Origin of the sequence: Pseudomonas sp. CFII64, from assembly GCF_000416235.1 — a bacterium.
GTDB lineage: Bacteria > Pseudomonadota > Gammaproteobacteria > Pseudomonadales > Pseudomonadaceae > Aquipseudomonas.
In genome coordinates this window covers 275410-291187 of sequence record NZ_ATLO01000049.1, presented here as the reverse complement: position 1 = coordinate 291187, position 15778 = coordinate 275410, and the positions used below count along the sequence as shown (strand labels likewise).

Below are 15778 nucleotides of genomic sequence, written 5' to 3'. Positions count from 1 at the left end.
TTTTATCGCATGAAATGACGCCTTCGCGGGCAAGCCTCGCTCCAACGGACTGAAGTCTCAAAACGTGACACCGATCACTCCGCTCTTCCTCTCGGAAATCTCCTACGACCTCTTCAGGTCGCGCTTCTGAATCATCTGCCGATGCGCTGACAACGCAGGCCGGGGCTCGCCTCGGACCTGCCTGTCTGGATCACTTGCAGGAGATTCTCCATGTTTAGATGGCTCAACCATGCGCTCGGCAATACGAGCGTCAAAGTCAAACTGGCGCTGGGCTTCGGGCTGGTGCTGTTGCTGACGCTGGCAATCACCCTGACGGGCTGGCACGGCCTGGACAAAATGATCGATTGGTCGGAATCGCTGACCGCCACTGGCCAGCTGAGCAACCTGACCAAGGATCTGCGCGCCGAGCGGATCCTGTTTCGTATCGATCAAAGCGCAGAAAACGCCAGGAACGTCACAGATCGCCTGAATGCACTGGAGGCTCATCTGGAGTCGCTGCGCAAGGAAACTGACGATGACGGCAGCCTGAAGTTGCTGAACGAACAAAGTCAGCTGGTCAGCAAGATGGAAGCCACCTTCACCGAGCTGAGCGCCGAGCATCAAGCGCGCAACCAATCCCCCGACATGTCGGAACAACAATCGGAACAGGCGCAGATCAAAATCAAAGCCGCCCAGCAGCGGCTGGACGAACTGGGCGACCGAATGCTCGCCTCGGTTGCCGAGTTGATCAGCCTGCAAAGCGGCCAGCGTAGCGCCGAAGCTGCAACTTCCCGGACAACGCTGACCGGCGTCGCCAGCCTGGCAATTCTGCTGGGATTGCTCTGCGCCTGGATAATCACCCGGCAGATCATCACGCCGCTGCGCTTGACCCTGGACGCTGCCGAACGCATCGCCAAAGGTGATTTGAGTCGGGACATGAACGTCGCGCGCAGCGACGAAATGGGCCAGTTGCAAGCGAGTATCCAGGCCATGACGCTGAGCCTGCGGGATCTGATCGGCGGAATCGGCGACGGGGTCACGCAAATCGCCAGCGCCGCCGAGCAATTGTCGGCGGTCACCGAGCAAACCAGCGTCGGCATCAATAGCCAGAAAAACGAGACCGATCAGGTTGCAACGGCCATGAATCAGATGGCCGCATCGGTGCAGGAAGTGGCACGCAACGCGCAGCAGGCGTCCGAGGCGGCGGTACATGCCGATAGACAGGCGCGTGAGGGCGATCAGGTGGTGGGCGAAGCCATCGACCAGATTGAGCAACTGGCGCAGGAAGTGGCCAATTCAACTCAAGCGATGAACCTGCTCAGAAAAGAAAGCGACAAGATCGGCGGAGTTCTCGACGTGATCAAGTCGGTTTCCCAGCAAACCAATCTGTTGGCCCTGAACGCGGCCATCGAGGCGGCGCGGGCCGGTGAGGCCGGGCGGGGTTTTGCGGTGGTTGCCGATGAGGTCAGAAGCCTGGCGCAACGCACGCAGCAATCCACCGAAGAGATCGAAGAGCTGATCGCCGCACTGCAAAACGGCACCCAGCAAGTCGCCACGACGCTGGACAACAGTCGCAGCCTGACCGACAACAGCGTGCAATTGAGCCGCCGCGCCGGCAGCGCTCTGGAGCAGATCACCCGAACCGTATCGACCATTCAGGACATGAACCTGCAGATCGCCACGGCCAGCGAGGAGCAAAGCACTGTCGCCGAACAGATCAACCGCAACGTGCTGAGTGTGCGGGACGTGTCCGAACAGACCGCCGCCGCCAGCGATGAAACCGCAGCCTCGAGCGTGGAGCTGGCCAGATTGGGCACACATTTGCAGGGGTTGGTGGCGAAGTTCAGGGTTGCGTAAGACCGTTGGAAGCTTGCCCGCGAATAGGCCGTAGGAGCGACTCGTAGGTGCGACTCGTAGGACCGATTTGTAGGAGCGACTCGTAGGAGCGACTTTAGTCGCGAGGGCATCACATTGCCCTCCCGGCTAAAGCCCGTCCTACAGGATTCTTCAAACAAAAAAACGGCGCCTGTTCGGGCGCCGTTTTTTGTTTTTACCGCTCAGCTATCAAGCATGCACCAACGAAGGTTCAGGCTCGTGCTCGACGGGTTTGAGAGGCAACAACGGAGCGTGTGGATCCGCTTCGATGGAGGCTCTCCAGGCCGCCAGCCATTCTGGATGGCTTTCGTTCCAGACCTGTTCGTGCAAGCGAGCCAGGGCAACCGGGTCGCTCAACAGCATCAGCCGCTCATGGTTATCGAGCTTGTCGGGACCGGCTTTGAGCGCGTGACGCACCCGTTCGGTACGCACGAACTCAATCGGCTCGACGACGCGGTGACGTGAAGTCGCCAACGCACAGGCCAGGGCGTTCTGCTGCGGATCGACCACTGCCCGGATGAAACCCTGCTTCAATGCATGCCAGCGGTTTTCATGGGTGTACAGATCAGTGGAGATCAGCTCTTGCGGCGGCGCGTATTCCTCAGGAATCAGGAACAGCTTCTCGTCGCGCGCTTTCAGGCCCAGGTTGGTGCGGCTGGAGATCACCGAGACCGGGATCGACAGCATCAACGAACCGACAATCGGCGCCAGCCACCACAGGAAGCTCGGGTTCAACCAGGCCACCAGCAATGCCCAGCACGCGCCCAACAGGGTTTGCGGGCCGTGACGTTTGACCGCCTCAAGCCATGGCGTGGAGTCATCGTCGCGCTGTGGCGAGTTCCAGGTCGCAGCCCAGCCCAGGAAAGCAGCCAGTACGAAGCGGGTGTGGAACAGCATGCGCACCGGAGCCAGCAGCACCGAGAAGAGCATTTCCATCAGCATCGAAGCGGTGACCTTGAACTTGCCGCCAAAGCCCGTTGCGCCCTTGGCCCAGATCAGAATCACGCTGAGCAGTTTGGGCAGGAACAGCAGGACAATCGTCGTCGAGAACAGCGCAACGGCTTTTTCCGGGTGCCATTGTGGCCACAACGGATACAACTGACGTGGTTCGAGGAAGTAGGTCGGCTCCATCAGCGTGTTCACTGCCAGCAAGGCCGTGGACAACACCAGGAAGAAGAACCACAACGGCGCCGACAGGTACGACATCACGCCAGTCAGGAACACCGCCCGGTGAACCGGGTGCATGCCTTTGACCAGGAACAGCCTGAAGTTCATCAGGTTGCCGTGACACCAGCGACGGTCGCGCTTGAGCTCATCCAGCAGGTTGGGTGGCAACTCTTCGTAACTGCCCGGCAAATCGTAGGCAATCCACACGCCCCAGCCGGCACGGCGCATCAGCGCAGCTTCGACGAAGTCGTGGGAGAGAATCGCACCGGCAAACGCGCCTTTCCCGGGCAACGGCGCCAGGGCGCAGTGCTCGATGAACGGCTTCATGCGAATGATCGCGTTGTGACCCCAATAGTGGGATTCACCCAGCTGCCAGAAGTGCAAACCGGCCGTAAACAGCGGGCCATACACACGGGTAGCAAATTGCTGCATACGTGCGTAAAGCGTGTCCATGCCCGATGCGCGTGGCGCGGTCTGAATGATACCGGCGTCCGGCGTGGCTTCCATCAAGCGCACCAGACTGGTCAGGCATTCGCCGCTCATCACGCTGTCTGCGTCGAGCACGACCATGTACTTGTAGTCACCGCCCCAGCGACGGCAGAAGTCATCGAGGTTGCCGCTTTTGCGTTTTACGCGACGGCGACGACGACGATAGAAAATCTTGCCGAAACCTTTGGCCTCGCGACACACCTCAAGCCAGGCTTGCTGCTCGGCCACGGCGATGTCGGAATCATTGGTATCGCTGAGCACGAAGAAATCGAAGCGATCCAGGTCACCGGTCGCGGCTACCGATTCGAACGTAGCGCGCAGACCGGCAAAAACCCGGGGCACATCTTCGTTGCAGATCGGCATGACCAGCGCGGTGCGCGCGCCCTTCTCAATCGGCTCATTGCCAGCACTGGCGCCGGAGATGCGGTATTTATCGCGCCCGGTGAGCAATTCGAGGAAGCCCATCAGAGCCGTCCAGAAACCCGCCGACACCCAACAGAACAGGATGCCGAACAGCAACAGAATGCTGGTCTGCAAGGCATACGGCAGCACTTGCATCGCCGTTTGCACGAAGGTCTGGTGGGTGATTTCGTCCAGCGAAACCAGGGACCAGCCTTGATACGGCATGATGCCTTTCATGTACCAGCTGGCGACGATGGTTTGACCCAGCATCAGGATCAGCAGGATATAGCGGCGCGTCGAACCGACCGTGCGCCAGCGTGCCTTGGGCAGGCGATCCGGCACCGGCTCGACCGGGTTGGTGCGCCCGGTCAGCCGACGCCAGCCGCGCACCAGGATATTGGTGCGCCATGGCTCGGGAACGACTTTGGTCCGACGAATCGGTGGCGTGGCTTTCAGGCACACCCGCCCGCTTGCATCAAGGCCAAGCATCTCGGCTTCTTGCAGCCCACCGATGCCTGGGCGGCATCGGCTGGGTCGGCAATCGGCTGTGCCGAAAGACGTTCATGCAACTCGGTGAACGATTTACAGGAAGCCAGTTCGGCCCGCTGCTCGTCGCTCATCGGTAGATGTGCCAGGTATTCGCTGAGCGACTCTGGCACCGGTAGAGAATTACTCATCGGCTGGCAACTGGTAGCTCCAGGTCTCGGTCATGACTTGCAGCGTCTTGGCCGGTTCCGGATGGGTGGGCGCAGCTTCGGCTACAGGCTGCTGGATCTCTTTGCCGTCTTTGTCTTTGGCAACGTCTTTAGCAACGTCGGCCTTGGCGACATCAGCCTTGGCTGCTTCGGTCTTCGCCGCATCCGCCTTGGCAGCGTCTGCCGGCGTACCGGCTGCGGCCTTGGCCAGATCAGTCTGTGCTTCTTTAGGGGCTACTTTTACAGCCTCTTTAGGCGCAGCTTTTTTCTCTTCAACATGTGTTTTGTCAACAACAAGCAGTGCAGGTTCCTTGCCCGGTTCGGCAGGAATCTCGCGCAGCAGGTAAGCGCGCATCTCGATCGGCTTGTTGGTGTCCTTGACCTTCACGCGCAGCGTCAGGCGATAGCCCTTGGTAACCGGGTTATAGCGCAGGTTGTTCTCGACCAATTCAGTGTTGTCATCGGTCGTGACCTGGCTGCGAATGGTCTTGTCTTCCGGCAAGCGAGCCAGGACCGGACCGACGAAATCGACCTGGAACGCCACGCTGCCGTCGGGCTGACGAACCAGGTTGGACTGTTTCACGTCACCGAGCGAACGCAGGGTCTGTTTGACCCAGCCGAGATCCGGCGAATGAATGGATTTTTCATCCATGGTCCAGTGAATGCGATAGTTGAAGTTCACCGGCTCGCCAGGTGCTGGCAGCGTTTCCGGCTTCCAGAACGCAACGATATTGTCGTTGGTTTCGTCGGCAGTCGGGATCTCGACCAGATCGACGGTGCCTTTGCCCCAATCGCCTTTAGGCTCGATCCATGCGCTTGGACGCTTGTCGTAACGGTCATCGAGGTCTTCGTAGCTGCTGAACTCACGGCCACGCTGCAACAGACCGAAGCCACGCGGGTTTTCCACCGAGAAGCTGCTGACCGACAGGTGTTTCGGATTGTTCAGCGGACGCCAGATCCATTCACCATTGGCTGCCTGAATCGACAGACCGCTGGAGTCATGCAGCTCGCGACGATAGTTGAGCACGCGCGAAGGCTGGTTGGCACCGAACAGGAACATACTGGTCAACGGCGCAACGCCCAGCTTGGTGACCTTGTCACGCAGGAACATGCGCGATTCGACGTCCACCAGCGTGTTGGTGCCAGGACGCAGGGTCAGCTTGTACGCGCCGGTCGCACGTGGCGAATCCAGCAGCGCGAAGATCACCAGATGGTTGTCATCAGCACCTGGCTTTTCAATCCAGAACTCAGTGAAACGCGGGAATTCTTCGCCCGATGGCAAGGCGGTATCGATTGCCATGCCACGCGCCGACAGGCCGTAGACCTGATCCTTGCCGATGACGCGGAAATAACTCGCGCCCAGCATGGTCATGATCTCGTCACGCTTGTCGTCTTTGTTGATCGGGTAAAGCACGCGGAAACCGGCATAGCCGAGTTTTTCGGTGGCTTTAGGGTCGACTTTGACGTCGCCGAAATCGAAGCGACTGCTGTCGTACTTGATTTCTTCAACGGTGGTCGCCGTGACTTCGTTGATTTTGACCGGGGTGTCGAAATGCATGCCCTGATGGTAGAAGGACAATTTGAACGGCGTCTTGTCTGCCGCCCACTCAGCCTTGTCCTCACGGAAACGAATTTTTTGATAGTCCGCGAACTTCATGTCGCGGAACTCTGCAGGCAGATTGCTCTTTGGAGCTTCGAACTTCTGCCCGGACATTTCCTTTGCCTTGGCGGCTACGTCATCCAGATCGAACGCCCACAGGGAAGTGGAGCCGAACAGACAGATCAGGGCCGAGCTTGCCAACAGCGCGCTACGCAACCGTTTGCCAGGTGTCTTTGCTGCATTACAGGGACTAACAATCACGAGCAACCCTCGCCGAAAACAGATGAAAAAACCAACGGCCAGCTATCAAGTGCCGGGTTGGCGAGCATTGTTCCGACTCCGAAAGGGCGTAATGATTCCCCAAACGGTGTCGAACCAGCCTACTGACCTTGCCGAACGGACCTACAAACGCCGATACCGGCAACGCGGGATTATCTAGTAGCACGCGTTACAACGCATCAGGTGCAGCAAAGTATTTATCGCTTTATCGCCTAATAAATTCGGGGCACGCAGGCCAGATTGTCATTTATGACTCAAGCAAAAATGTCACTGGGCCATCATTGACCAAATGCACCTGCATATCTGCACCAAATTGGCCCGCTGCAACCGGCGCATGCGAGCTTTTAGCCTGTGTCAGTAAATAGTCGAACAACTGCGCACCCAGCGCCGGAGGCGCCGCCTTGGAGAAGCTTGGGCGCATGCCACTTTTGGTGTCAGCGACCAGGGTGAATTGCGAAACCAGCAGCAGTCCGCCCGCAACATCACGTACCGACAGGTTCATTTTGCCCTCGGCATCGCTGAACACCCGGTAGTTGAGCAGCTTGTGCAACATCTTATCGGCACTGGCCTGCGTGTCTTGAGGTTCGACCCCGACCAGCACCAGCAACCCTTGGTCGATGGACCCGACAATCTGCCCATCCACCTCGACCCGGGCAGCGCGCACGCGTTGCAGCAAGGCTTTCATTACGGTTTCCTTGTTTTCAGTAACGTAGCTCCCGGACCGGCTTTTGTGACCGGCTCGTAGGATCGGCTGGTAGGACCGGCTTTAGCCGGGAGCCCACTCTACGCAACAGACTTGCATTTGAACCCGCCGACGTCCTCCCGGCTAAAGCCGGTCCTACAGATACAAATGCGGGCTCTACGCCTCTTCAGGCGGCAAATCCAGCAATCGGCGAGCGACCTGCGCGGCGGCGCGGACCAAGGCGTCGGTGATGCCCGGCTCCGAGGCGGCGTGACCGGCATCGCGAATCACTTGCAGCTCGCTGTTGGGCCACGCTTGATGCAACTCCCAGGCGTTGTCCAACGGGCAAATCACGTCATAGCGGCCATGCACGATGATGCCCGGCAGATGAGCGATCTTGGGCATGTCGCGAATCAGCTGGTTTTCTTCGAGGAACGACTGGTTGGTGAAGTAATGGCATTCGATGCGCGCGATGGACAGCGCCCGTTGCGGCTCGGAGAAGCGATCGACCACTTGCGGATTGGGGCGCAAGGTCGCGGCGCGGCCTTCCCAGGTGGACCAGGCCTTGGCCGCGTGCATCTGGGCGATCTGGTCAGAGCCGATCAGGCGCTTATGAAAAGCAGCCAGTAAATTGTCGCGCTCGTCCAGCGGGATCGGCGCCACGTAATCCTGCCAGTAATCCGGGAACATGCGGCTCGCACCACATTGGTAGAACCAGTCGATCTCTTGCTTGCGGGCCAGGAAAATGCCGCGCAGGATCAGCGCATGCACGCGCTCCGGATGCGTCTGGGCATAGGCCAGGGACAGAGTCGAGCCCCAGGAACCGCCGAACAACACCCATTTATCGATACCCAGATGCTCGCGAATCCGCTCCAGATCCTCGACCAGATGCCAGGTCGTATTGTTTTCCAGACTGGCGTGGGGCGTCGAACGACCGCAACCGCGCTGATCGAAAGTGATGATGCGATACATGTTAGGGTCAAAATAACGGCGGCTTTGCGCATCGCAGCCCGCACCGGGGCCACCGTGAATGAAGACCACCGGCAGACCTTCCGGCGACCCGCTCTCGTCGACATACAACACGTGCGGCTGCTCCACGGCCAGATCGTGCCGGGCGTAGGGTTTGATCTGCGGGTACAAGGTCTGCATAGGTGCTCCGTAATTGCGATTGGAGGGCTTCTATCTATTTGCCGTTGGGCATCATAAACCCGAAACGGTGAATGTTCATGCTGTCACATGACAGGCTTTCTTACGCATGGAACGATCAATGCAAGCGTTTAGCCAATTACATGGGTTCGCGAACCAGAGCGTCAAGCTTGTGTCGAAGCGTGGGACGCTTCCCCAGTTATTTCCGAAATTTCAGGAAATAACCGGAGAGACGCCCTACAGTCAAAACAACCCATCTTTCATTCGTCTGACTACTTGAGGTCGCATTGATGTCTCAGGAACCACTCGTTCGTGACGCTGAGGTGGCTGCTTTCCGCGCCGCTGTACTTGCCAAACTCACCTATGCGGTGGGCAAGGACCCCGACCATGCCTTTGAGCATGACTGGTTCGAGGCCGTGGCACTGGCCGCTCGCGACCACATGGTCGAGCACTGGATGGACCACACCCGGCAGATTTACCGCAAGGTACAGAAACGCGTCTATTACCTGTCGCTGGAATTTCTCATCGGGCGTCTGCTGTACGACAGCCTGAGCAACCTCGGCTTGCTGGAAATCGCTCGCGAGGCCATGACCGAACTGGGCGTGGACATTGAGCGCATTCGTCTGCTCGAACCTGACGCAGCGCTGGGCAATGGCGGCCTCGGTCGTCTGGCCGCGTGCTTCATGGAAAGCATGTCGACGCTGGGCATTGCCGGGCACGGCTACGGCATTCGCTACGAACACGGCCTGTTCCGTCAGGCGATCGTCGACGGCTGGCAGCAGGAACAAACGGAAAACTGGCTGGACTTCGGTAACCCATGGGAATTCGAACGCCCGGAAGTGGTTTACCCCATCGGCTTCAGCGGCAGCGTCGAAACCGTCCTCAATGACGCGGGCGAATCGCATCAGGTCTGGCGTCCATCGGAAACCGTGCGAGCCATCGCCTATGACACGCCCGTGGTTGGCTGGCGCGGCAAGAGTGTCAACACTTTGCGCTTGTGGCGCGCCCGTGCCGTGGGCGATCTGCACCTTGAGCGTTTCAACGCCGGCGATCACTTCGGCGCGGTCGCCGAAGTGGTGCGTGCGGAAAGCATTTCCCGCGTGCTGTACCCCAACGACGCCACGGAAGCCGGTCAGGAATTGCGCCTGCGCCAGGAATACTTTTTCGTCTCCGCGTCCCTGCAGGACTTGCTGCGTCGCCACCTGAACATGCACGCCACGCTGCTGGATCTGGCCGATCATGCGGCGATCCAGATGAACGACACACACCCGTCAATCGCCGTGGCCGAACTGATGCGTCAGTTGATCGACAATCACGGCATTGCATGGGACACCGCCTGGAAAATCACCGTCGGCACCCTCGCCTACACCAACCACACCTTGCTGCCCGAGGCGCTGGAAACCTGGTCGGTGGGCCTGATGGAGCGGATGTTGCCGCGCCATATGCAGATCATCTACATGATCAACGCACAACACATCGACACCCTGCGTGCCAAAGGCATTCATGATTTCGACGTACTGCGCGCTGTGTCGCTGATCGAAGAAGACAACGGCCGCCGCGTGCGCATGGGTAACCTGGCGTTCCTCGGTTCCCACAGCGTCAACGGCGTGTCGGCACTGCACACGCAACTGATGCGCAAGACAGTGTTCGCCGAGCTGCACAAGCTGTATCCGGAACGCATCAACAACAAAACCAACGGCATTACCTTCCGCCGCTGGCTGTTCCAGGCCAACCCGAAGCTGACCGAAATGCTCAAGGACGCCCTTGGCGACGAGGTGCTCGACAATGCCGAGACGCGTTTGATCGAGCTGGAGCCGTTCGCTGACAAGAGCTCGTTCCGCAAGCAATTTGCCGATCAGCGTCTGCACAGCAAGCGCGCCCTGGCGGCGATCATCCATGAACGCATGGGGATTGTGGTCAACCCGGCGGCGATGTTCGACGTGCAGGTCAAGCGGATTCATGAATACAAGCGTCAGTTGCTGAACCTGTTCCACACCGTTGCGCTGTATCAGGCCATTCGTGCCGAGCCAGGCACTGATTGGGTGCCGCGCGTGAAAATCTTCGCCGGCAAGGCTGCGGCCAGTTATCACTCGGCCAAGCTGATCATCAAGTTGACCAACGACATCGCGCGGACCGTGAACAACGATCCAACCGTACGCGGCCTGCTCAAAGTGGTGTTCATGCCCAACTACAACGTCAGTCTGGCGGAAAGCATCATTCCGGCGGCCGACTTGTCGGAGCAGATTTCCACGGCGGGCCTGGAAGCATCGGGCACCAGCAACATGAAGTTCGGCCTTAACGGCGCGCTGACCATCGGCACGCTGGACGGCGCCAACGTGGAAATGAGCGAGCTGATCGGCCAGGAACACATGTTCATCTTTGGCATGACCGCTCAGGAAGTCGAAGCGCACAAGCAGACCGGCGATTTCAGCGCCTATGCCGCAGCGGCGGCTTCCGGTCGGCTCAATGACGTGCTGCAAGCGATTCGTGGCGGGGTGTTCTCGCCGGATGATCCGAACCGCTATGTGGGCCTGATCGACCAACTGATGGCCTACGACCGCTTCCTGGTCTGCGCCGACTTCGACTCGTATTGGGCCGCCCAGGCCAAGGTCGAAGCGCACTGGCACGACTCCAAGGAATGGTGGCGCTCGGCTGTGCTCAACACGGCGCGCATGGGTTGGTTCTCCTCGGACCGGACCATTCGTGAATACGCGGGCGATATCTGGAAGGCGCTGGATTAAGGGCGAACCCGCAACCCGCAACCCCCGCAACCGTAGGAGCGACTTTAGTCGCGAGGGCGCCAATTGCCCTCCCGGCTAAAGCCAGTCCTACGGCAAGCCTTGCGTCAACTGCTCTCCCGGCTAAAGCCGGTCCTACGGCAAGCCTCCAACGGGTGAAGGTGAGTATTGCTGCAAGGCTTAGCCAACCCCATCACGCCATTCCCCGGCGCAGCCCGCTATACTGCGCCGCTGCGTTCGCCCCTGAACGACTACTGACCGAAAAGGATGTCCTGCGTGCAATGGATCTTGCTGGTGGTGGGGCTTGGCGCTGTGGGCTTTTTGACCGATGGCCTGTTTTTTCCCTGGATGAACAGCAGCGCGGCGATTGCCCTGGGCTTTGCCGCCTGGCTGGCGGTGCGTGTGGCGAAGCTGCGCAAGGAATCGGCGGAGCAACGCGAGCAACTCGACGCGGCACAGAAAAACATCGAATCCCTGCAACAACGCCTGACCCGCCTGGAATTCCCACCCACTTCCCCGTTCAGCAAAGCCGAACCGGCGTTGGCCCCTGCGCCGCTGCCCGAAGACGCCGTGATTGTCGCAACGCAATCCGCTGGCCCGGAGCTGATCTGGGACTTGCCGGACGAAGCCCAGGCTCACTCGCAATGGCCACAACCGGCAGCGCCTTTGACGCGCGCCGCGCCAACTGAAGCCAAGCCCAAAGCAGAACCCATCGGCCCTAACCCCATCGATGCCGTGATTCAGAAGGCTCGGGACTGGCTGCTGGGCGGCAATACCGTGTTGCGCGTCGGCGTGGTGTTGCTGTTTCTCGGTCTGGCATTTCTGTTGCGTTATGCCACCGAAGGCATGGTCGTGCCGATTGAAGCCCGTTACGCCGGAGTCGCCGCCAGCGCCTTGGCTTTGTTAGCTTTGGGTTGGTGGTTGCGCCAGCGCAACAGGGCTTTCGCCCTGATGATGCAGGGCACCGGGATCGGCGTGCTGTACCTGACGGTGCTCGGCGCGATGAAAGTCCATGGTTTGCTCGATCCCAGCCTCGGGTTTGTCCTGCTGGTGGCGGCGACGGCCTTTTCCGCGATGCTGGCGATCACCCAGAACTCGCTGGCCCTGGCCTGCGCGGCGGCGCTCGGCGGTTTCGCGGCGCCAATCCTCTCTTCCACAGGGCAAGGCAGTCATATAACCCTGTTCAGCTACTTTGCCTTGCTCAACGCTGGCATTTTCGCCATCGCCTGGTTCAAGGCCTGGCGCCTGCTGAACCTGATCGGTTTCTTCGGCACTTTCGGCATCGGTCTGGCGTGGGGCCTGCGCGGTTACACGCCGGATCTGTTCTGGAGCACCGAACCGTTTCTAGTGTTGTTCTTCCTGATGTATCTGGCCATCGGCCTGCTGTTTGCCCGGCGCACGCTTCAAGAGCTGCCGAGCGCGCCGCAAGACGACAGCCGCGCCGCCATGCTGCGCTGGTCCCGGCGTCAGGGCGATTACGTGGACGGCACCTTGCTGTTCGGCACGCCCATCGCCGGCTTCGGTCTGCAATACGCCCTCATGCAGACCGTCGAATTGGGTGCAGCCTTCAGCGCTCTGGTCTTGGGCCTGCTTTATATGGGCATCGCGCGCTTGCTGGCCGGTCGTGCGCCGGGACGCGCGCTGTTGCTGGTGGAAACCTGTCTGGCGCTGGGCGTGGTGTTCGCAACGCTGGCGATTCCGCTGGGCCTGGACGCGCAATGGACGACCTGCGCCTGGGCCATTGAAGGCGCCGCCGTGTTCTGGCTGGGCATGCGCCAGCAACGGCTGCTGGCGCGGATCTTCGGGCTGTTGCTGCAAGCCGCCGCCGGACTGGTGTTCCTCAACGAAATGAACGCCTGGTATTCGCCGCTGCTGGCCCATGGCGACTTCTGGACGCCGATGATTATCGCCCTGGCGGGTTTGATCAGCGCCCTGCTGGTGCTGCGTATCACGGTTTCCGGCCCGCTCCGGGCGGAATATCTGGCGCCGCTGCTGATGCTCTGGGGTGGCGGCTGGTGGATATTGTCACTGACCGTCGCGGCGCTGCGTTTCTCCCCCGATGAGCTGCTGACGACCTGGATGCTGCTGGCTGCGGCCGCCAGCGTCGGGCTCTGGACACTTATCGCCCTGCGCCTGCGTTGGCCGGGCCTGGCGAAACTGACGCTGGCACTGACGCCAATCGGTGGCGTGCTGATGCTCTTCAACTGGCTGGATAACGCTCATCCGTTCGCCCACTGGGCCTGGATCGGCTGGCTTGCGTTACTCGCCGCACACCTGATTGCCCTGCGCCGACTGGCAGACATGCTGCCCGGCAAAGCCTTGAGCCTGGCGCATATCCTGGGTTGCTGGCTGGCGATCAGCGTATTGGCGCTGGAATTGAGCTGGGCCATGGCGCAGCTGTCCGAGCATTACAACGCCTGGCGCTGGCTCGGCTGGGCGCTGCTGCCAAGCCTGTATTTGCTGGCGATGACCTCGTCGCGCAGCTGGACATGGCCGATTGCCGCGTATCCGAAAGAGTATCGCGTCTGGGTCGCCGCGCCGTTGGCGCTGCTGATGCTGGTCTGGTTCTGGCTGGCCAACGCGTTCAGCGACGGCGCAGCCAATCCGCTGCCGTATGTTCCGCTGCTCAATCCACTGGAACTTGGTCTGTTGCTGGCCTTGCTCGGAGTATTTGTCTGGACTCGCACCCGGCTGCCGCAACTGGGCGTGAGCGAACCCGATGCGCAACGTGTCGCCCTGATCGCAGCGGGCGCCTCGCTGTTCGTGCTGTTCAGCGCCATGGTCACGCGCAGCGCTCATCACTGGGCAGGCGTGCCGTGGGATATCCATAGCCTGCTCGATTCCATGCAAGTGCAGGCCGGGCTGTCCATCGTCTGGACGCTGATGGCGCTGACCTTGATGATCGGCGGCCATGTGCGCGCCAGACGCGAAGTCTGGATCGCCGGCGCAGGGTTGATCGCCGTGGTGGTCGCCAAGCTGTTCTTCGTCGAACTGAGCAATCGAGGCGGCATGGCGCGCATCGTCTCGTTCATCGGCGTTGGCGTTTTGCTATTAGTGGTGGGATATTTCGCACCACTGCCGCCGAAAACGTCGGTAACCGAAAAACCAGACGCGCTCAATCCTGAGCCGGAAAACCCATGAGGATCGCGTTCGTGAGTCGTCAGCTGCTGTTCAAAACTGTCGTGTTCGGCGCTGCGTTGCTGGCAGCGACGCTGGCCAGCGCCCAGGAAAACCTGAGCGACTTTGCCAGCCAGACACCATTGAAGCTGACCGGCGAAGGCCCTTGGTATCGCGTCGATCTGCCGCTGGCGGTGCAGCTCAATTCGCGCCAGAACAGCCTCGGCGACTTGCGGGTGTTCAACAGCGAAGGCCAGCCCCAGGCCTATGCGCTGACGCTAAGTCCGGCCGCAAAGCTTGCAGACCAGCCGTCCACCGCCGTGAAGTGGTTTGCGCTCTACAGCGCCGCCGACCATACCGAAACCGCGCCTGGCATCCGCGTGCAGCGTACGGCCAGCGGCACAGTGATCGAGGTGCAGCCGCAAAGTGATATCGAGGCGGGCGAAGAAGTGCTGCGCGGCTGGTTGCTGGACACCAGCGCGATCAAGGCACCGCTGGAACAGCTGATCATCGACTGGGACACCGAGCACGAGGGCTTCCAGCGTTTCAGCATCGAAGCCAGCGACGACCTGCAACACTGGAAGGCCTGGGGTGACGGGCAAGTGGCGCGTCTTTCCTTCGCTGACGAGCTGGTCGAACAGCGCGAAGTGGCCTTGCCGGGCCGCTCGGCGCGTTATCTGCGTTTGTTGTGGAACGCACCGCAGACGGCGCCGAACCTGACCTCGGCGCAGTTGCTCAGCGCCACCACCGAGCGCCCGGAATTACCGCTCAACTGGTCAGCGCCGGTCAGCGGCAAAGTCGAAAAACCGGGTGAATATGTCTGGCAGTTGCCCAGCGGGTTGCCGGTCGAGCGCGTGAAATTTGATATCGCCCAGGCCAACAGTCTCGCACCGGGCACGCTATCTGGACGGCGCAGCGATCAGGACGCGTGGCAACCGGTCAGCAGCGGCTTGCTGTATCGCCTGACCCAGAACGGCCAGGACGTGGTGCAGGACGAACTGCTGTTGTCCGGCCAGATAGTTCGCCAACTGAAACTGGAAGTCGATGAACGTGGCGGCGGCCTGGGCAACGAAGCGCCAACCGTACGCTTTGCCGTGCGCGCCACTCAGGTTGTGTTTCTGGCCCGGGGCAACGGGCCGTTCACCCTGGCCATCGGCAATCCGGCGGCCAAAGCGGCCAATCTGCCATTGTCGACGCTCATTCCCGATTACAGCGTGCAAAAAATGAACACCCTGGGCAAAGCCGAACCTGCCGGTTCCCCGGTCATCGTTGCCGCGCAGCCCGAACCCGCCGCCAGCATTGACTGGAAGCGTGTCGGGCTGTGGTCAGTGCTGGTCTTGGGCGTGATCTTCCTCGGCTGGATGGCCGTGAGTACGCTGCGGGCGTCGACGCCCAAACCCTGAGTCGGCGCCGAATCGCAGGAGCGGCTTGAGTCGCGAGAAACTCCCTCCCGGCTGAAGCCGGTCCTACCGCATTGCAGGACTCACATATGTGCGATTTCCAGCTACGCTCAGCAAACACGTGAACTCAATGGGTGTTAACCCAGTCTTATGGGCAGTATTACGTCCCCACTCGCGTTAAACTGCGCGGGTTTTTATCCCCCATATTC

General features: G+C 60.4%; 7 protein-coding genes and 1 pseudogene. 4 read left to right on the top strand and 4 right to left on the bottom strand.

Annotated elements, in window-relative coordinates; genetic code table 11:
• Positions 1 to 210 precede the first annotated feature (210 nt).
• The gene (locus CFII64_RS24270) at positions 211 to 1836 is read left to right on the top strand and encodes a methyl-accepting chemotaxis protein (protein WP_020293509.1); all 1626 of its coding nucleotides are present in this window, start codon (positions 211 to 213) and stop codon (positions 1834 to 1836) included.
• A 207-nt stretch (positions 1837 to 2043) separates the two neighbouring features.
• On the opposite strand, the pseudogene mdoH reads toward CFII64_RS24270, so the two are convergent.
• The 4 genes and pseudogenes from mdoH to pip all read right to left on the bottom strand — a co-directional run bounded on the left by mdoH (position 2044) and on the right by pip (position 8317).
• Positions 2044 to 4589 (bottom strand): annotated as a pseudogene (gene mdoH / locus CFII64_RS24265) (glucans biosynthesis glucosyltransferase MdoH).
• Positions 4582 to 6474: a glucan biosynthesis protein G gene (locus tag CFII64_RS24260; protein ID WP_177325447.1), complete on the bottom strand. Its 1893-nt coding sequence runs from the start codon at positions 6472 to 6474 to the stop codon at positions 4582 to 4584. The pseudogene mdoH and the gene CFII64_RS24260 overlap by 8 nt, the downstream one beginning before the upstream one ends.
• Before the next feature lie 259 nt (positions 6475 to 6733).
• Positions 6734 to 7171 (bottom strand): D-aminoacyl-tRNA deacylase, encoded by a 438-nt coding sequence (gene dtd / locus CFII64_RS24255; protein WP_020293505.1) that lies wholly within the window; start codon positions 7169 to 7171, stop codon positions 6734 to 6736.
• A 174-nt stretch (positions 7172 to 7345) separates the two neighbouring features.
• Complete coding sequence (pip, locus tag CFII64_RS24250; protein WP_020293504.1) at positions 7346 to 8317, bottom strand: prolyl aminopeptidase; 972 nt, start codon at positions 8315 to 8317, stop codon at positions 7346 to 7348.
• 287 nt (positions 8318 to 8604) lie between these two features.
• Here pip and CFII64_RS24245 point away from each other — a divergent pair, with 287 nt between their 5' ends.
• The 3 genes from CFII64_RS24245 (at position 8605) to CFII64_RS24235 (ending at position 15572) form a co-directional block, all read left to right on the top strand.
• Complete coding sequence (locus CFII64_RS24245) at positions 8605 to 11055, top strand: glycogen/starch/alpha-glucan phosphorylase (RefSeq protein ID WP_020293503.1); 2451 nt, start codon at positions 8605 to 8607, stop codon at positions 11053 to 11055.
• A 273-nt stretch (positions 11056 to 11328) separates the two neighbouring features.
• A complete protein-coding gene (locus tag CFII64_RS24240) occupies positions 11329 to 14193 on the top strand; it encodes a DUF2339 domain-containing protein (protein ID WP_020293502.1) in 2865 nt (954 codons plus the stop codon).
• Positions 14190 to 15572 carry a DUF3999 domain-containing protein gene (locus CFII64_RS24235; protein ID WP_020293501.1) on the top strand — a complete coding sequence of 461 codons (1383 nt, stop codon included), beginning with the start codon at positions 14190 to 14192 and terminating at the stop codon, positions 15570 to 15572. The genes CFII64_RS24240 and CFII64_RS24235 overlap by 4 nt, the downstream gene beginning before the upstream one ends.
• Positions 15573 to 15778: the final 206 nt, after the last annotated feature.